This is a genomic window from Bacillus sp. 05T21 (assembly GCF_056396785.1).
In genome coordinates this window covers 27891-45562 of sequence record NZ_JBFTMD010000008.1, presented here as the reverse complement: position 1 = coordinate 45562, position 17672 = coordinate 27891, and the positions used below count along the sequence as shown (strand labels likewise).

General features: G+C 34.8%; 17 protein-coding genes and 3 pseudogenes. 3 read left to right on the top strand and 17 right to left on the bottom strand.

The annotated features are described in order from the left end of the window. Window positions 1-8: 8 nt before the first annotated feature. The 3 genes from AC1DKZ_RS16325 to nrdI form a co-directional block, all read right to left on the bottom strand. Entirely contained in the window at window positions 9-410 is a 402-nt protein-coding gene (locus AC1DKZ_RS16325; RefSeq protein ID WP_078177241.1) for a type II CBASS E2 protein, read from the bottom strand. Beyond that, complete coding sequence (locus AC1DKZ_RS16320; RefSeq protein ID WP_476996603.1) at window positions 397-1437, bottom strand: SMODS domain-containing nucleotidyltransferase; 1041 nt, start codon at window positions 1435-1437, stop codon at window positions 397-399. The genes AC1DKZ_RS16325 and AC1DKZ_RS16320 overlap by 14 nt, the downstream gene beginning before the upstream one ends. Before the next feature lie 202 nt (window positions 1438-1639). Further along, window positions 1640-1999 carry a class Ib ribonucleoside-diphosphate reductase assembly flavoprotein NrdI gene (gene nrdI, locus AC1DKZ_RS16315; RefSeq protein WP_193658476.1) on the bottom strand — a complete coding sequence of 120 codons (360 nt, stop codon included), beginning with the start codon at window positions 1997-1999 and terminating at the stop codon, window positions 1640-1642. An 824-nt stretch (window positions 2000-2823) separates the two neighbouring features. Between nrdI and AC1DKZ_RS16310 the strand changes: the two genes are divergently transcribed. Further along, the gene (locus AC1DKZ_RS16310) at window positions 2824-3936 is read left to right on the top strand and encodes an aminopeptidase (protein ID WP_446892341.1); all 1113 of its coding nucleotides are present in this window, start codon (window positions 2824-2826) and stop codon (window positions 3934-3936) included. A gap of 271 nt (window positions 3937-4207) precedes the next feature. Here AC1DKZ_RS16310 and AC1DKZ_RS16305 read toward each other — a convergent pair. The 7 genes and pseudogenes from AC1DKZ_RS16305 to AC1DKZ_RS16275 form a co-directional block, all read right to left on the bottom strand. Then, a pseudogene (locus AC1DKZ_RS16305) lies at window positions 4208-4594 on the bottom strand (IS4 family transposase); the annotation flags it as partial. Between the two features lie 146 nt (window positions 4595-4740). Next, window positions 4741-6045 (bottom strand): group II intron reverse transcriptase/maturase, encoded by a 1305-nt coding sequence (ltrA, locus tag AC1DKZ_RS16300; protein WP_476996602.1) that lies wholly within the window; start codon window positions 6043-6045, stop codon window positions 4741-4743. Window positions 6046-6558: 513 nt separating this feature from the next. Continuing rightward, window positions 6559-7608, bottom strand: a pseudogene (locus tag AC1DKZ_RS16295) (IS4 family transposase); the annotation flags it as partial. 115 nt (window positions 7609-7723) lie between these two features. Then, the gene (locus AC1DKZ_RS16290; RefSeq protein ID WP_476996601.1) at window positions 7724-8635 is read right to left on the bottom strand and encodes a serine/threonine protein kinase; all 912 of its coding nucleotides are present in this window, start codon (window positions 8633-8635) and stop codon (window positions 7724-7726) included. A gap of 306 nt (window positions 8636-8941) precedes the next feature. After that, a pseudogene (locus AC1DKZ_RS16285) lies at window positions 8942-9232 on the bottom strand (IS4 family transposase); the annotation flags it as partial. Window positions 9233-9336: 104 nt separating this feature from the next. Next, window positions 9337-10047, bottom strand: a complete 711-nt coding sequence (locus AC1DKZ_RS16280) for a class I SAM-dependent methyltransferase (RefSeq protein WP_476996600.1) — start codon at window positions 10045-10047, stop codon at window positions 9337-9339. A 350-nt stretch (window positions 10048-10397) separates the two neighbouring features. After that, complete coding sequence (locus tag AC1DKZ_RS16275; protein WP_476996599.1) at window positions 10398-10931, bottom strand: GrpB family protein; 534 nt, start codon at window positions 10929-10931, stop codon at window positions 10398-10400. A gap of 289 nt (window positions 10932-11220) precedes the next feature. Between AC1DKZ_RS16275 and AC1DKZ_RS16270 the strand changes: the two genes are divergently transcribed. Beyond that, window positions 11221-11469 carry a cytoplasmic protein gene (locus AC1DKZ_RS16270; protein WP_305456879.1) on the top strand — a complete coding sequence of 83 codons (249 nt, stop codon included), beginning with the start codon at window positions 11221-11223 and terminating at the stop codon, window positions 11467-11469. Between the two features lie 68 nt (window positions 11470-11537). After that, window positions 11538-11840, top strand: a complete 303-nt coding sequence (locus AC1DKZ_RS16265) for a hypothetical protein (protein ID WP_305456881.1) — start codon at window positions 11538-11540, stop codon at window positions 11838-11840. Window positions 11841-12232: 392 nt separating this feature from the next. Here AC1DKZ_RS16265 and AC1DKZ_RS16260 read toward each other — a convergent pair whose 3' ends face one another. The 7 genes from AC1DKZ_RS16260 to AC1DKZ_RS16230 form a co-directional block, all read right to left on the bottom strand. Continuing rightward, complete coding sequence (locus AC1DKZ_RS16260; RefSeq protein ID WP_476996598.1) at window positions 12233-12946, bottom strand: hypothetical protein; 714 nt, start codon at window positions 12944-12946, stop codon at window positions 12233-12235. Window positions 12947-13418: 472 nt separating this feature from the next. Continuing rightward, entirely contained in the window at window positions 13419-14474 is a 1056-nt protein-coding gene (locus tag AC1DKZ_RS16255) for a hypothetical protein (protein WP_476996597.1), read from the bottom strand. 150 nt (window positions 14475-14624) lie between these two features. Beyond that, on the bottom strand, window positions 14625-14999 hold the full coding sequence (locus tag AC1DKZ_RS16250; RefSeq protein WP_476996596.1) for a hypothetical protein: 375 nt from the start codon (window positions 14997-14999) through the stop codon (window positions 14625-14627). A gap of 48 nt (window positions 15000-15047) precedes the next feature. After that, window positions 15048-15389 carry a YolD-like family protein gene (locus AC1DKZ_RS16245; RefSeq protein ID WP_002166977.1) on the bottom strand — a complete coding sequence of 114 codons (342 nt, stop codon included), beginning with the start codon at window positions 15387-15389 and terminating at the stop codon, window positions 15048-15050. Further along, a complete protein-coding gene (locus AC1DKZ_RS16240) occupies window positions 15386-16651 on the bottom strand; it encodes a Y-family DNA polymerase (RefSeq protein WP_476996595.1) in 1266 nt (421 codons plus the stop codon). Before AC1DKZ_RS16240 ends, AC1DKZ_RS16245 begins: the two co-directional genes overlap by 4 nt. Window positions 16652-16962: 311 nt before the next feature. After that, the gene (locus tag AC1DKZ_RS16235) at window positions 16963-17292 is read right to left on the bottom strand and encodes a hypothetical protein (RefSeq protein WP_476996594.1); all 330 of its coding nucleotides are present in this window, start codon (window positions 17290-17292) and stop codon (window positions 16963-16965) included. Between the two features lie 93 nt (window positions 17293-17385). Beyond that, a complete protein-coding gene (locus AC1DKZ_RS16230) occupies window positions 17386-17664 on the bottom strand; it encodes an AbrB/MazE/SpoVT family DNA-binding domain-containing protein (protein WP_476996593.1) in 279 nt (92 codons plus the stop codon). Between the last annotated feature and the right edge of the window lie 8 nt (window positions 17665-17672).

Genomic DNA, 17672 nt, shown 5'->3' with positions numbered 1-17672 from the left:
TCTCCTCCTTAATTGTCGTTTCTTATAAGAGTATGAGGTGCTTCTGGCCCCCACCAAATACCATCTTCTAACCATTTTTCATAATAATAAAGCCATTCCGCTGTCCAAGGAATTATCGTATCCGCTATAAATAGGGAATCGTTATAGCTATTATCATCGGGATAATAAAGGCAAAGTGATCCGTCGCCATAAAGGTGAGGGACTTCTCTATGAATACAAGGTTCTATAATAAAAACTTTTGGGCTAAATCTTTTATAAATAATCTTAACAGTATAAAAAGATGATGAAGAGGTAGGTCGTAACCTACCTATCCAATATCCTTCCTTAAAGTATTTAAAGGACGGAAAACACTGCTGGATTTTTAGACACTGTTTGGGAATAGATAAGTATCGCTTTCTAAATTTTTTCATGAGCCGCATTTACACCAAAGAAACGATGCTCTTTGATTACTGCTCCTTGGTTGTTTTGATTCAGTATACCATCACTATTAACAAACACAGAGCCTGCCGCTACTGCAGATGCCATTTTCGCAGCTTCTGGAAGTTCTGAAGGGAATTTTTTAGCACCGAAAATCTCTTGCCATTTTATAATACTAGCTTCCTTATTTGACTCTTCAAGGGCCTCAAGACTTTGTTGGTGTAATTTGTCTAATTCATTCTTAAAAATGCGACATTTATTAACAGTCCAATCCCTAGCCAGATTCTCGTCTTCTAAAGAAGGATTGCATATTTGAATTACTTCATCGTCTTCTTTATCTTCAATTAATGCATTTAACTTAATCACCATATTTTTCGTTGTTTCTACAAGTGTTTCAGCATAAGAGCTTTTTGCGATCATATAATGTCCAATTAATGTTGTAAGTAAAATGGATTTTGGTGCTGTACTACTACTGACATTTTGGTCACGCCAATACTTTAGTATTTTGACTGTAGAGCGGAATTTTTCATCATGTTTGATGTGTTTTTTGTCACACCATTTTTTAAAGCCTGCTGGATTAGTTTTTACCCAGTCATCTTCTTTTTTAGAAGGAATTAGAATGGAATCACCATAAGTTGTTCGAGAGGGAACAATATCAACATGAAAATCTCCAGCATAATTAATTTGAATGCACCGATCTTTTGTTTTGATTTTGTCTTCATATGCTTTTTTAGTTTTTACACGTTCAACAACCCAGTTGAAAAATTCTTTTGAATCATCCTTTTTCACATCTAATAGAAGAATAACATCTACATCAAATTCACCATCATCAGATGGACGAATAGCTGTCTTGGTAGCATAGGAACCCTGTGAATAAAAATCTTTGAATTTTTCACTAAGTTCTTCATCTGTACTTAAAAGTTCTTCCCATGTTACTAAAGCGCTATTTATTCTTTCTTTTCGGCCTTTGTTTAAACTTAAATTACTAATAAATAGTTTGAAATATGATGTTAATTTCAAATGTTAGTCCTCCTTTTTTATAATATATTTCAGCAATATTTTGTTCTTTACGTAATACCAGTCCATCTTGATAAGGATTTAGACTTTTTAGTGTGCAAATTCATAAAATTTCATAATTGCGCTCTAAAAAGTCTAAAACACGTTCTGGTACATTGCCAAAATCTGTTGTATACGTAATATTTGCGTGATTTCATTATTCAGTTCAATGTGTCGCAATCTCCCGCACACTTTCCTTAAAATATTCTACATCGTTATTTGTTCCAGATAACTCAAATTTTGATACAATAGGCACTTCATATTTAGCAGAAATTTTGTCAGCACTTGCACCGAACATGTCTCCCCAGTTACGATTGCCGCTTGCAGATACGCCTTTTAATTTTTCATTATTGCGCTCTAAAAAGTCTAAAACACGTTCTGGTACATTGCCAAAACCTGTTGTATACGTAATAAGAATAAAGTCTTCATCTATTACTAGATCTTCATCAATTTGAACGGCCGGCATATTTAATTTTTGGATGAAACGCTTCACGTTTCCTGTCATAGAATCATATGCAACTAACATTTCCGACCCTCCCTCTCCAATCTATACTCTCTGTATGTCGTTCTTGATTTCTCTATATATTGTATTACGTTTCAAAATAAGACACAATATATATGTATAAATTCTTTCTTTTTTTAACTTTTACTTTTCGACATGATAGCCGTTTTTTTTCAATACAATGACTATGAAACAACATTCTAAAACTCATGTCAATAAAGTGCTTTTCAAAAAAGTTGTCATCGAATTTAACCTTATTTTAAAAAAAGTTAACAATATTTTTTGTCATAAAACGGTAAATACTGGAGGAATATATTTCTCCAGCATCACGCAAAAAAGAACAGACATGAAACGATAATCTGTTCTAACAAACGATTACATTTATCAATTTTACTTTATTAAATATTATACATATACTTTCGTTTCTCGTTACGTACTAAAAGATAACTATTATGGGGTTCAGCCGAGATACGTGTAAAAATGGGTCATAAGCTGTATTTTATTTCCATTATCAGATTTCGGTGTAACAAAAAGGTGCTTTACTAGTAATGTTACGAATTATTTTTGATACAGTATTTTGTTACAGCAAGTTCAATGCTTAGGATATTTCATATTTTTAAATACAAAACGTAACAAAAACGGTCGTTTTTGTTACGATGGATTCGTATATTACAAAAAGGAATCCCAGAACAAAAAACTCATGACCTTTTATATAACATGATATTGAGGAAAGGAGGACTCTAGTAATAAGTAGAATATTACTAAAGAATATGTCAGTTTTTATTTCCATAAATGTTAAATAAATTAACTGCCATTTATACTAAGTAAAAAGAAGGGGTTTTTTATTTATGGATAGTCGTTTATCAAAATTAGCAGATGTATTAGTTAATCATTCTACAAAAGTTCAACCTGGAGATCATGTGTTAATCCAAAGCGTCACAGAGGTTGACCGTTTAGTCGTACAAGCAATTGTAAAGGCTGTTGGAGAAGCTGGTGGTCACGCACATGTATCAATGCGTGATGTGGCTGTTACACGTCAAATGATTCTATCAGGTTCAGAAGAACAGTTTAAAATGTTCGCAGATTGGGAATGCTATCGTCTAAGCAAGATGCAAGTCTATATTAATCTAAGAAGCCCGCGAAATGCGTATGAATTAGCAGATGTACCTTCTGATAAAATGAAATTATATCAAACATTCTTCGGTAAAGCGCAAAGTGAAGCCGTTTATAAAACAAGATGGGTTACGACTAGGATTCCTAATCCTTCTGCTGCACAAGAGGCTAAGATGAGCGCAGAAGCTTATGAAGATTTTTACTATAATGTTTGTACGTTAGATTACAAGAAGATGTCTAAAGCGATGGATCCGTTGAAAGCATTAATGGAAAAAACGGATAAGGTAAAAATCAACGGAAATGGAACGGAACTTAGCTTTTCAATTAAAGGAGTCGGAGTTTTAAAAGGTGATGGCATTGATAATATTCCTGATGGTGAGATCTATACAGCTCCTATAAGAGACTCTGTAAATGGGATTGTCACGTTTAATACTTCTTCTGTGAATCAAGGATTTTCATTCGATAATATCTCACTAAAAATTGAGAATGGTAAAATCATAGAAGCTCATGCAAACGATTCGGAGCGAATCAATCAAATACTTGATACTGATGAAGGCTCAAGATATATTGGTGAATTTGCATTAGCATTTAATCCATATATATTACATCCAATAAATAATACCCTATTTGATGAAAAGATAAATGGCAGCTTTCATTTAGCAATTGGAGATTCTTTAAATGGCGCAGATAATGGAAACAAATCAGCAATTCATTGGGATTTAGTGAGCATCCAAAGGCCAGACTATGGTGGTGGGGAAATTTGGTTTGATAATAAATTAATTAGGAAAGATGGTAAATTTATATTACCAGAATTATATGCTCTGAATGAAGAAAATTTAAAATCCTAGCTTTCAGTAATCTTTGTAGTATATTATCTGGTTAGCAATACTTCAAACAACTAACTGAGCAAAAAGCCAATTTCCTTAGCGTACAGGAAATCGGCTTTTTATCTTCCATAAAATGTCTTAGCGTGGGTTTTATGTCATTTGGTTGGCGGGACCCCATCGCCATCAAGCTAACCAAGTAATTTACTAGGTGCGAAATGATCCTTGTTTCAAAACTAGCAATTGATAAAAAAGTAGGCATGCTAAATAAGCCTATTAAAACGCGATTTTTTCGCTAGGCAGCTTGTCTATGCTTCACCGTCGTTTTATACACAATCCCTAGAATATCAAAGACGGTCATCTTCTTATGTCTATGACATTTACGACCGTTCTTTTTGAGCATTTGATAAAGGCGATGCAGAATTTTTAAAAGTTCTTCTGTGCCAACAGCTATCGCTTGAAACAGTAACGGAAAGTAATCCTTAATCATATAAATCGCTTTGTATTCACTCAGCTCCTGCTTTTTCTTTTCAAGCAGAAACTGACGCATTTGAAACATCGTAGAAGAACAGAGGAGAATGCCAATGAGTTGTCCATATAAATGGCACTCTAGGCGTTCTCTTTTTATATTTTGACACTCATCAATTTCAAAGAATGACTTCCACGTTTTAAACAAAATTTGTCGGGTAAAGAACTGGCGCGGTATCAGTTATGACCCGTCTCCAGCCCCTCCCCATAAGAACTGCTCGTGAAGTTTTCCCTCAAGCAGCTCACCCCATAAACTTCATCAAAAGGGTTATGAGACCTATCAGATGGCAGACACTTTTATCAATATCTCCCTGAGCTTTCGAGAGGACGAACTTTCCAGTCCCAATAGAGTCCTAGTACACCATAGAGATATTCATTACTCCATCTCTGCCATCCAATGCTACGCTTTTGTCGCCGTTTCCTTCTCGTCAATAACGTACGGACTTTCATCTCTGTATAGTCCCGTACTTTACTAAAAGCTCGACTAGAATTCCCAACCCGGAAGTAATTCACCCATCCAATCAGTACAGTATTGATTTGTTTTACTAAATCTTGTGCAGGCTTGGCGCCTGCGTTTCTGATTAATTCTCGGATTTTTGCTTTCACTTTCGTACAGGCTTTCTTCTTCGGGGTAATAAGAACAAAGTATCTACTCTTATTTCGATTAAGTACTCGCCTCAAATCAAATCCTAGGAATCCGAAGGATTCTCCTTTTAAAACATTAACCACTCGGGTTTTCTCCAGATTCAGTTCAACTCCCAAAGGCTTTAATTGTTCCCACAGTCGTCGCAATGCCAATTCAGCCCATCCACGTTTACTAGAGTGTCCGCTTACAGTGATAACTATATCATCAGCAAAACGGTGATAGTTTACAGCCTCGTAATGGTTTTCTGTTGTCTTACTTCGAATGGCATCAAATGTCCAATCTACTTCATTGAGGTAGATGTTTGCGGCTAGGGGAGAAAATGGTCCCCCTTGCGGGACACCAATCTTTCCTGTCACCTTGATTACCTGTTTTACAAGATGCATAACTTGCGAATCTTGGACACGCTTTGCAATTTTCTCCAAAAGTATGTGGTGTCGAATTGTATCAAAGTAGCGTGACAAGTCAACATCGATTACTACAGTCATCCGGCGCAATATGCTACGTCGCACTTCTGCCAGTGCTTGATGTGGGGAGCGTTTTGGTCGGAATCCGTAGGAATTTGGGCAGAAATCAGCTTCAAAGATGGCTTCCAATATGAGTTTTAGCGCTCCTTGGACCACGCGGTCCCGTATACACGGGATTTGTAGTGTCCGCATTTTTCCGTTTGCTTTTGGGATTTCTACTTTACGATTAGCTTGTGGTTGATATGTTCCAGCCTGTAGTTCTGCTTGGATATTCTTTAAAAACGGCATAACTCCCTCTAGCTCTATATCAGCGAAACTTTTCCCGTCGATGCCTGGGGCACCGTTGTTTTTCCTCGCTTGCTGATATGCTTCATGAAGGGTTGTTAGTTTGGTAATGTGGGAAAATAGTCCCCAAAACCGATGCGTAGGTTCAGACTTCGCCTTTTGATAGATTCGTCGCCTTAGTTCCTGCAAAGTAATAGGTGTTTTTATCATGGCACCCTTGCCTCCTTTGGTCGTACGAAATATTTACAGGTTCGGACCCTTCCCTCCCCACGCGTTTTGCTGCACGCAGATCTCTGGTACTACGATCCGTTCCGCCACCCTGACACCTACCGTTCTCACTTCCCGATCGCGGTTATAGAGACGGTCTCCTCGATGAGGTTTCTTCATCGGGTGTCGAGGGCTTCTCCAGTTTCCACATTATCTTTCTCTCCATGTCGCCGCTGATACCCCGCCGGTGAGAACTGCCGTTCCAGACTCGTTTCGGTCAGTTCTTGCTGCTTTCGCACGTTATCGACCGTCTCAGCCACCGGAATTGCGTGTAACGAGGCTACGTCTACGTTCACTGTACGTTACAACCTGGAGATTTGCCCACATGCCTTTTGCATGTGATGTCAGAGGGCTTCGCCGTGTCGTTTTCACTTCATGGCGCCTCTCAGGCTACGGGAGTGGAGTCTATTCTCCCGATTGGACTTTCACCAACTAGATAATGTGTCCTTATCTGGACACGCCAATCTGCCAACGAAGTGAATATAATGAATGCACGTAGTTCGTCGGTACTTCTTCTAGCGACGTATTCGTGATATATACATTCATGCCCATTAAACGTTTACTTTTCTCCTTCATGACAATGCCTTTCTTCTTTTCACGTATCGCTTGGTTTTTCAGACGTGTTTGCGTTTGGTCATCGGTTAAACGATGGATAATGACACGTGCTGGAAGTTTCTGATTTTGGCCAATGTATGCCTCGGGGATTTCCATCGTTTCACCGGGGATTAGACCAGACATCATTTGTGTCATATCAAGCTGGATGTATTCAGTTTGCTTTTTTAACGTACCATTATTGAAGTATTCTGGTTCAGGGTTCTTGATATAAATGCGTGTATTCAACTTCAACCGTGAAATATAGTAAGCCTCTTTATCATGAATAGTTTGTAAATCTCCTAAATCGAAGTAACCAAGATCACGTAAACACAAATCGCTTGCTTCTACGGTTTCAAGACAGATAGTACCATATGTTTTATCATTATTCTTTCCTGGTCCAAGCTGCACGTTAAGGAATTGACCACTAAGTAAATCATATTCCAATTGGATTTTCACGCCTGCCTTATTACTACTCCCACCTGAACCTTGATAGTCAGTGGCGAATTGATCAGGTAGTTGAAACACTGTTGCATCTAGAATACGGATACGATTGAAAGTAGAGATTATATGTGCAGAAAGTGAGTGATTTGAACAGAGTTTTTGTGTGAGAAGAGAAGTAAAGACTTCTCGAAGAAATGTAACAGCTCCTGGATTAAAGCGTTGATTCAGTCCTTCTGGACTCATGAGTGTAGCTGTATTTGCATAAAGCTGACTACATAATCGAGTAAGAGAATCACTTGCTACGTGTTGACTAATCCAAATACATAAAGCAACCAAATCTCGTGCGCCATACTTACTTTTACGTTTTACGAAACCCGTCTCCTGTGCGAGCTGTTGAAGGATACTTGGAGATAGATATCTCTGTAGTTCTTCAGCGAATAAATGAAACTCATCTTGAATCGATAGAGTCATACAAAACGCCATCCTTTCTGTATATTTCTACAAAAAGAATAGCGTTTTTTTGATTATATGGATACAAATTTATCTTAGCTTGATAGCGATGCGGCTGTACCCCTATATGTGCTTCTTATTTGGAAATTGAGTTCAAGTAATTTGTTCGTGCAATATCCCATTGATTCTTAAATTCCGCTACACTTGCATATCGTAAATTTCTGTCTGTATTCACTGCCTTTAATGCAACCTCAAATAAGGCGCCCTCAGCCTCCCATTTAGAAAACGAATGATCCATTTCTCCCCCCAATAAGCCAAAAGCAATAGCTCCCATCGTAAAAACATTGGTACGGGCATCAATAGGGGCATGTAGGATGAATTCTTCTGGGGCTTTCGATCTTGTAGCTCCCCAGAATTCTTTTCCTATATCATTCGACGAAGGAGCTTTTCGGAAGAAGTCAATGTCACAGATTGTTGTCTTATCTTTGGAAAAGTCATATAGGATACTGCCATCATAGAAATCAACTGCCACGTATCCTTTTGCCTCCACATGTTCGTGAAAAGAAAAGATTACATCTAAAGAATTTAAACGTTTTGCGATTGGGAGTTTTCTGAAACGATAGAACGGCGAATCTGGATGGGTGTATTTTGCTCGTCTGCCAAAAGACCAATGCGAATGTAAACACTCACCCTCAATCCATTCAAAGACAGCTGCATAACCATTTGCTGTAGAAAAATAATCCATTAACTTTATTAAGTGAGGATATGCCAACGCTGTATATAAAGGAATGGCCTGTGATAACCGTAGGATTGCATCTTGCGGATTTCCTGAAAAGTCCAAAGGCTTTGCACCCGCATATTTTACAAATTGTTTTTTGTTATCTTTCTCTACACCAAAACAGATGTTTCCAGAGTCCTGTTGGTCAAATACACAAAAAACATTTCCTAAAGCTTTTAGCCAATCAAAATTATGTGGCTCTTGAAGTTGGAATGTAACGGAGTCCAAAGTAACAATTGATTGATTCGTATTTTCCTTTTTTTTACTCATAAATCCTCCAAGTCTAGTGGGGAATCACGCAGGTTATAGGGCTAATTATGCGTTGTCCCCTTTAATAATTGTGCCCTGGCCAATAAGATTTTGGTTTTCATAACACATCGCCTCCTTCAAAAGTAACCACTATTATTTTACCTTTATTTTCCTTCCGAATAAACGATTAGTTCATGTTTAAGATAATGAAAATGAATATCCCATACACTTCTAGTTCACATAATCCCTCGTTATCAACAGTCAACGATGCATAAAATTTTCGTTATGGGGGGAATTAAAAATCTTAGGTTGATGGGTATGTGGCGGGACCCCCTGTAGAAATAAAACAGCGCATCGGTTAAAGCGTCGATTAAGTCCTTCTGGACTCATAAGTGTAGCTGTATTTGCATAAAGCTGACTACATAATCGAGTAAGAGAATCACTTGCTACCTGTTGACTAATCCAGATACATAAAGCAGCTAAATCTTGTGCTCCATACTTACTTTTACGTTTTACAAAACCTGTCTCTTGTGCAAGTTGTTGAAGAATATGTGGAGATAGATATCGCTGTAGTTCTTCAGCGAACAAATGAAACTCATCTTGAATCGATAGATTCATACAAAAACGCCATCCTTTCTTTATATTTCTACAAAAAGAATAACGTTTTCTGTGGATTATGAGTATAAATTCATCTTAGATTGATAGTAGTGTATGATGGCCCCTTATAGATTATTTTTTCTCACAGCATATGTGATTGCATTTGTTTTTAATAAAACAGACTTTTCATTTCGAATAATTTTATATTCGAGCGGTTTTACTATGATACTCAATGCTTCCCAACCATCATATATTTGTCTTAATATATTCATCATTTCTTCTGTTGGAATGTTTATCTCCATTAGTGCATCCAATTTTTTATTGGTATCCATATCAATTTCTTCAACTTCAGAATTTACAATGATACAATTTATTCCGTTGTACTTCGTTCCGTCTGCCATTCGTTGAACAACTTTTCCAAATACCTCTTCTGATTCGGCATGTTCTAAACTTGAAACTGCAACAATGAAGTCGAAGTTATTAGGCTTAATGTCATAGTTTCCTATATCAGCTTTTTCAGTTTGAATTACTTCTTGAACTTCATATTCCTCACTGTATTGATTTAATTTTTGCAAAGCAGAGTCTAATACATCAACACACACAACTGTACCGCCATTTTCTTTTATAGCTTGAGCCAATGGGATACTATTTCTACCCACTCCAGAACCTAAATCAAGCACATTAAGATCGTCTTTTCCTTCAAACAATGGAATTAGATCTATTACCGTTTTTACAGGTTTATGTAGCCACGAACCTTCTTCAAACAGTTTATAATTATCGTAACAATAGTCGTGATATTTTTTCTCTTCTTTTCTTATAAATTCAATTCTGTTCATTGTTTTCCCTCATTTCTCAAATTATGTATTCTATAAATTACTGTAACAGATTTAATATAACTTTTTGAACTATCTTATCTTGTTACTTGAAGAAAGAATGATGAATAATATATACATGTGAGGTTGACATAACCACTCATTATTGAAAGTATCCCAAAAAATCTCAATTCTTATCTTTTTTCAGATAAGAATTGAGATTTTTTGTTTTGGGGGCGACTTAATTTCTTAGGTTGATGGGCATGTGGAGGTACCCCAAGACCTAATATTAAAAAAAACATGAAAATAAGCTGTTTAACATATTAGTCATGTACAATATGTTGAACAGCTTATTTTAAACGCAATTCAATAACTTAGTTATCTATTCTTTTTTTAAATATGCTTTTCACAAAATTCTCCTTGTGTTCGGTATATTCATTTATCCCCGTAGAATGCCTCTTTAAATAATCCAATTTTATGTTTATATATTCTTTACGTGCATTTTCATTTGTATTTAAATAATCTCTAAAAAAAATTAAGTTTTTCCATTGCTCTTTTTCAAATTCTACAAGGTGAATATAATGCGTTTTTTTTTCATAAGTGTTATCTGTAAATTTCGCAAATATAATTTCATTAGGTCTTTCTACTCTTAAACGAAGGAATCCAATGCTCTTTAGCCCCTTTATAATGGACGGATTTAATATACATAAATCATCTACTGCTACTAATATGTCCAAAATGGGTTTTGCTAGCATATCTTTGATTGCTGTACTACCGATATGTTCAATACGATTTTTACTAATATCTGTACATTGGTGTATTTCCTTTTTTACTTTTAAAAATTCTGTACCCCAATCAGCAGTGTATGGAACTACTTTTACTTCATCTTTTTTTAATCCTAATTCCATTCTTTTCTCCTTCCAACATTAGAGATTATTAAATTAATTCTATGATTCACGGTTTAATCCTTCTCGAACTAACTAGCACCCTTTAGTTGAATAAGTCTGGATATGACGTTCCTTTATAGGGGTACAGCCACATGCCCATCAACCTAATATTTTTAATTCCCCCCATAACGAAAATTTTATGCATCGTTGACTGTTGATAATGATGCGTTATGTTAACAGAATATGTATAAGATATACCAAGGAGAATCTAAGTAAAGCATCGAAGAGAATCACGAAAAGAGGGATACCATTGGAAAAATATTTTGAGAAAGCACATCGTTTTTGTTCTCATAATAGAAAACTCTTAGAAAAGGATATTATATGTGGTTGTTTCTACTGTTTAAAAGTATTTAGTCCTAAAGAAATAACAGATTGGTGGGAAAAGGAAGAAGATACAGCAGAATGTCCTCATTGTGGAATTGATTCGGTTATCGGAGAAAGTTCTGGGTTTCCCATCACAAAAAAATTTCTAGTAGAGATGAATAAGAGATATTTTTAAAGATTTATTGACTACCGACTTCAAGATTTATGGTAACTGAGAAGGAAAACGTTTAGTAGGAGGGTATAATGACAATTTATTATTTTACGTTTGAGGCTATACCATGTTCGGATAATCCAGAAAAAGATGACTGTGAAGGTGCATTTATAAATTGTTGGGTTGATTCAATAGATGTGAATTTAGCATTAACTAAAGCGAGTAACTATATTAACGATGAAGGCTGGGAAGTAACAAATATTGAAGATCAATTTATTGCAAATCGAAAGCAGTATGAGGGAGATTATAAATTAAAAGAATCACTTGAATGTTTTGATCATGCTATGAGTGATGGCATAGCTGCAATTTTTTACACTTGGTCTTATGATGATTAGATTTAACTTTGTAAGCTAACGGGAATTATGTAAAAAAAGCTAGCATGGATCTAGCTTTTTCTTTTTTGTTTATGGATGTTCAAACTGTTTTATTTACAGTGTTTTGAATGTATACTTTTGTTGTGTATTTTGAGAATATCAGGGGATTTGGTGTGAAGTCAATGTTTTAAAGGGTTTGAAAGTAAACTAATATGTAAAAGTTTACATTGGAACTTACAATTGAAATCCAACGTATAATGCTATGAGCATTTACAATATAGTCTTGGTTGACAATAAGAAAAACCACAGCGATTGTTGTGGTTTTTTATGTTGATGAAAATGAAAGTAAACTTCTATTCAAAAGTTTACTTTCCCTTACTGATCTTAATGATTGGTAGGGGATTTCTTTATGCCTACATGTTTATTTCTTCAACAATTAAAACTGGAACTGTCTTTAATTTTAACTGTTTTGAAGCTAAAAAAGTGGTGTATCCATCTATCAATGTGTGCGGTTTATTTTTTGAAAGTTTTTCATTTATCACAACAATACCATTTTCAAATTCATTGTTATTTTCATAGTAATCAATCTTTGATTGTATTTTTTCTTCTCTTGGTAAACTTTCTCTAAATTCGTCCTTAATCTTAATTTTCTTCACATTTATTGGATCTTGACCAATAACAACATATTTCTTTTTCTTAATGTAAACAAACTTCTTGTTTTTCTTTTTCTTGCCCTTACTCCAGTAATCCTTATGAAACTTAATAGAAATATAATTCCCTTCATGATCTGTCTCAATAGTATAGATGTACTTACTCTTATCCCAGTTCCAATACCTTCTTGTGTTTTCTGTGTAATCGACCATTGCAACCGCAAGAGGAAGTATCTCTAAAAATTGCTTAGTTTCCCCAACACCCCACTTACTAATCTTACTAACTTTAGCAATCATCTCTTCAGTTATTTTAAACACAGGAGGCTTTACACCATTTTTGCAATCAGGACAAACCATGATTGTATCAGTAATAAAACTCACTACTCTTTTATCACATCTTTGACCACACTTTTGGCATTTCCCCTCTAGTTCTTCATGAATCCTTTTAATATCCTCATCTTTTAGTTTAATTGTCATCTTTCATTTCCCCTTTAAATCCTTATATAGATTCTTACTCTATGTATCGTATAAATCCCTTTTTCTTCTCTATCTTAGTTAGTGGTAGTTACTTTAATTTTCCTCTATCCATCGTTAGTGATAAAAATTCTTTTAAATCTCTTAAAATTACTTGACCTTTGGTCTTAGGTTTTTGCTTACTAGATGGCTTTGTTTTTCAGGATTTTGGACACAGAAATCCCTACCTATACGCAAAAAGAGAACAGACTTCAAGCGTATAAGTAGTAGTTGTTCTGATACTTACCGTCAGGCATGTCCCCGAGTATTTTGTATCACCCCTATTTAACACTAGGCTTTCACCTAAATAAGTCTACTATTTCAAATAGCCCTGGTAGTTTCCTTTTCGGTACTTAGGGGTCACCATATCAAAAACAAATATTTATGTTACAAATACTCTCTGACCTATTTTTACATGCATCTCGGCTGAACCCCATTAATGCAATGATGACTTCTCTCTCTTTTCTCGCATATATATTGCAAATTGCATCATTTCTTCTTGGGTAAATTGCTTTCCTTCAATTGCCCCTTGTGTAGACGTCCCAATAAATACTAAATCATCCCATTTAGAAAATGGTTCTTCCCCTTTAAAGACCATTTCACTATATCTTTTCCATTCCCCGTCAATGTTTACTACATTATATCTTCCCTCATTTGCTAAGAAATTCATTGCAAACATTTTATCAGAGTAATAGAAATCACATTCATTATTCGGATCTCTTAATTCTTTCCAGCTAATATTAGGCATTAATTCTTCTTCCGGAATCTCACGTTTCTCTGTTTCAATTAGCTCATAAGATGAAATTGGTAAATTTTCTAACTCATCATCATAAACTTCTTTCATTATCCAACAGTCTTTACTAGCGTCTGCTGCATAATATTGATACCATTCATTGTCATGCGTTTTAAATACATAAATAAATCCATTTGTAACTGTCTTACGATAAGTTTCAATGATATAACTATGATTAAAATTCCCTGTTTGGTCATATAGTGTGTCATCATTATGATAAGTTTCAGTTTCAACAAAAAGTTTCTTTTTCTGTCCCTCAATTATATATTCATAGCCGTCTACTACTGGAAAGTCTTCTGGATACTCATTCATACACTCTTTTTCTAATAAACAGTCCTTCACTTTGCTTATAGCTGCTTTTGGAATCTCTTTTAACTTTACGAACTCTGCAAATTCATTATTAATATCTATTCCATAAGGCTCTAATATTTGATGCAATTCTCTAGCAACCCTTGTTTCTTCGTAAATCATATATTCATACTCTTCAGGATTGAATTCTGTTACTAAAACATATCTATCCAACGGGTTGATCGTATACGTATTTCCCCATTTATTAGGCTGATTGAAAACTCCGTGTGGGATTAAATATCCCCATAGCACCACATACTTCTGAAATTTCTCTTCTGGTACTACAAAATACGATGAACCTTCGTTTGTTTCCCTTTCTAGTACACGTTTTCCACTGAACAATTTACGCATATACATACCCCCATGATTAGTACAATATAATAAAATATAAGGCTCATACTAAGTGTAATACTATCATATATAAATTGAAATACTGCTCTTCATCTATTGGAAGATGTTGTTGGACGAATTGGTGTAGAGCGTCCTAATATTGCTCCTTTTTCATCTGAATTCCACATGAAATTTAGTGTCAATGATTCCAAAAGCAACTTTACATGGAAACGGATTTTTTCCTGTTGAAGCAGCACGCATACATGAAAGTACCCAATATTCCAATTCTAAAGGTAGGTGACATGCTTGAATGCTACCATCATTGTTTTTTATTGATACGATTGGTGTATTTATCCTAGTTGTAGCGAAACCGTCCGTTGTTATCATTCCTACCGCATCATTATTATGAAAACCAACGTTTAAAACCTCGTAAATCATTCCGTTTTTTTCATTAATAATCATAGGTATATTTAAATGGGGATAGTTATTTATATCGTTATGAATAACTGTTCTTGCTGTATTCCTTCTTAGCTGATTCCCTTGCATTTTATACACTCCTTTATAACAATTCAAATCTGATCACTTAAATCTATTCTATTTTACGTCTATTATATTAGAAAATCGTAGTGTCATCTTATTACGAAAAGCATCGGTACATATGACAGCACTATTTTGCTGGTCAATACCAACAACAGTCATATAGCTAGAGAGTAAATAACCATCTTCATAATATGTAATTAGTATTTCTTCTTCAGATAATAAGGAACATAACAACATGTTCTCGATCAGTTCTTTTTCTTCAGCGGTTAAGATCGGCCGAGTTACTTTGTTTTTCTCCTTGATGATTTCACGAATACCAACAAACTGTTCAGGCATTGCTGCAAACGGAGTGAATTTCACCATTCCTCTTCCTTTTGGCATATTAGCGTTAATCATGATTTATGTCCTCCAATTAGTGTATTTCTGTGTCTAGCTGTAGCGCTATGCGTGTAGGAAATCCCTCGTAAAATACTGTTCTTCCCAAACTTTGTGCGTATTTCATCCATTACTTTTGTTAACTTCACTTCTTGTTCTCGTTTCGTGACATTATCAAAAAGAGAAATTTGTTCTTCCCCTTCTTGAAGTAGGTTTGTTAAGGATATGTTTATACTGCGAATAGGTTCGCCAGTATATTGCTGATGTAAAAAGTATGTACAAATCTTATAAATATCCATTGTTAAGTTAGTCGGACGACTTAAAGTATGTGTTTTTCTAATACCACCGTTATAACTCTTGCTATAACCGACAGAAAAATGAACGGTTTGAGCAAGTTTGTTTTGTCTTCTAAGCCGATAGCAAACCTCTTCAATATGTTCCAGTAGAATAATCGGAAATTCTTCTATTGTGTAGTCACGCATTAGAATTTGGCTTTTTCCAATAGAAGTTGTGGCAGGAACATATTTTTCTGAAATGCGACTAAAGTCAATTCCGTGGCTATGTAAGTGTAATTCTTCTCCAATCTTGCCGAAGCTCTGTTTTAAGTATTTAATAGGGTAATTGGCTAAATCTCCAATAGAGTGTATTCCCTTACGATTTAATTTTTCTTCAGTTTTATATGATATGCCCCAAAATTTGTTAAGTGGTCGTATGCTCCATAGTTTTGCAGGTACATCCTCGTACTTCCAAAATGCAATCCCGTTTTTGTTCTTCTTAGCATCAATGTCTAAAGCAACCTTACTCATGAGTGGGTTAGGAGCAATTCCGATGGTACATTCAACTCGTGTATGATCGTATATTTCACGTTTAAATTTCATAGCGAATTCATATGGATCTTGGGCGAATAAATGGATGCTATCTGTAATGTCCATAAAAAATTCATCTATGCTGTATTGGTGAAAATCCTCAATAGGAACGTATTGCAAAGCTAATTTTGTTATGTAATTGGAGCATTTTATATAAGTGCTCATAATTGGATTTACCACAAGAATGTCTTTTCTACGAGGAATCTCGTATAATCTTGCCATCTTCTTTACACCCAATGCTTTTAATGGAGGGGTTGCAGCTAGCACGATTGAACCATTTCTATTCACATCACCTACTACAGCCAATTTTGTATGCATTGGGTCTAATCCCATTTTGATGCAGCTTACTGAAGCGTAAAAACTTCGTAAATCAACACATAAGATGATCCTATTCGGTAGGATTGAATAGTCATACACTGTGATTCCTCCCTAAAATATAAGAACGTTTGTTCTTATTATATTCCTACTCACCCCTAATATTCAACCTATTTTACGAAAATATGTTCGTTTTTTTATGATAACTTGTGAATTTTTATTGTATTTAAATTTATATATAACAAAAATATGATTTATTATGTTAGAATGATTGTGATATGAAAGATTGCTGATATATTTGTTATTGTGAAAGTAATGTTAGTAAAGTTATGGTGGTTCAAGTTGAAGAAAAAAAGACATCTTATCGTTAAAGATGTCTTTTTTCTTTTTGTGGATGAATATATATAATTAGGTTAAATAAAATCTTTAATATAATTAGCTATGTCACTAGAAAACAATGCCATAAATGTAACGATTATATACATAGCTAATAAAGATTTTGCTTTTTTTCTCTCATCTGCTTGTTCTTTATGAAGAGTGATATAGTAAAGAGATGTAAATATAGTTCCGATAAAGACAAATACCAGGATTATTTTCTGAAGTAAGAACGATTGTTCTTCAGCCATTTGTATGAGAGTTCCAACGTCAGCTTTTAATATTATGTTCAATACAACCATTAAATATAGAACTATTAATGTTAATTGAAGAAAAGTTCTTTTTCGCATTTTCTTGTTTCGCTTCATAGTGTTCCCCTCTTTTAAATAAACCATATTAAATTGTGTCGTGAAACACTTTTAATATGGTTTAATAATGTTTTAATGCTAAGTAAAATGATCTTACTTCACTAAGTGTTGCTGAATCTCCTTAATTAAAAGTTCAGCCCCTTCAGGACTAAGAATAATTTGTCCATTACCTAATGAAATATTTTTTTCTGAAATATCACCAGTTATTGTACAAGCATCATATGACTTGTATTTTTGTAATATTATCATCTCACCGTCAACAAATATTTCTATAGGATCTTTTTCTGCAATTCCTAATGTTCTTCTTAACTCTTTCGGAAGAACAATACGCCCTAATTCATCTATTTTACGTGTAACACCTGTTGATTTCATGTTATACC

Coding starts and splice junctions, on each gene's coding strand:
- AC1DKZ_RS16325 (WP_078177241.1), bottom strand. CDS start 410: ATGAAAAAATTTAGAAAGCGATACTTATCTATTCCCAAACAGTGTCTA.
- nrdI (WP_193658476.1), bottom strand. CDS start 1,999: ATGTTAGTTGCATATGATTCTATGACAGGAAACGTGAAGCGTTTCATC.
- AC1DKZ_RS16310 (WP_446892341.1), top strand. CDS start 2,824: ATGGATAGTCGTTTATCAAAATTAGCAGATGTATTAGTTAATCATTCT.
- ltrA (WP_476996602.1), bottom strand. CDS start 6,045: ATGATAAAAACACCTATTACTTTGCAGGAACTAAGGCGACGAATCTAT.
- AC1DKZ_RS16290 (WP_476996601.1), bottom strand. CDS start 8,635: ATGAGTAAAAAAAAGGAAAATACGAATCAATCAATTGTTACTTTGGAC.
- AC1DKZ_RS16280 (WP_476996600.1), bottom strand. CDS start 10,047: ATGAACAGAATTGAATTTATAAGAAAAGAAGAGAAAAAATATCACGAC.
- AC1DKZ_RS16275 (WP_476996599.1), bottom strand. CDS start 10,931: ATGGAATTAGGATTAAAAAAAGATGAAGTAAAAGTAGTTCCATACACT.
- AC1DKZ_RS16265 (WP_305456881.1), top strand. CDS start 11,538: ATGACAATTTATTATTTTACGTTTGAGGCTATACCATGTTCGGATAAT.
- AC1DKZ_RS16260 (WP_476996598.1), bottom strand. CDS start 12,946: ATGACAATTAAACTAAAAGATGAGGATATTAAAAGGATTCATGAAGAA.
- AC1DKZ_RS16255 (WP_476996597.1), bottom strand. CDS start 14,474: ATGCGTAAATTGTTCAGTGGAAAACGTGTACTAGAAAGGGAAACAAAC.
- AC1DKZ_RS16250 (WP_476996596.1), bottom strand. CDS start 14,999: ATGCAAGGGAATCAGCTAAGAAGGAATACAGCAAGAACAGTTATTCAT.
- AC1DKZ_RS16245 (WP_002166977.1), bottom strand. CDS start 15,389: ATGATTAACGCTAATATGCCAAAAGGAAGAGGAATGGTGAAATTCACT.
- AC1DKZ_RS16235 (WP_476996594.1), bottom strand. CDS start 17,292: ATGAAGCGAAACAAGAAAATGCGAAAAAGAACTTTTCTTCAATTAACA.
- AC1DKZ_RS16230 (WP_476996593.1), bottom strand. CDS start 17,664: ATGAAATCAACAGGTGTTACACGTAAAATAGATGAATTAGGGCGTATT.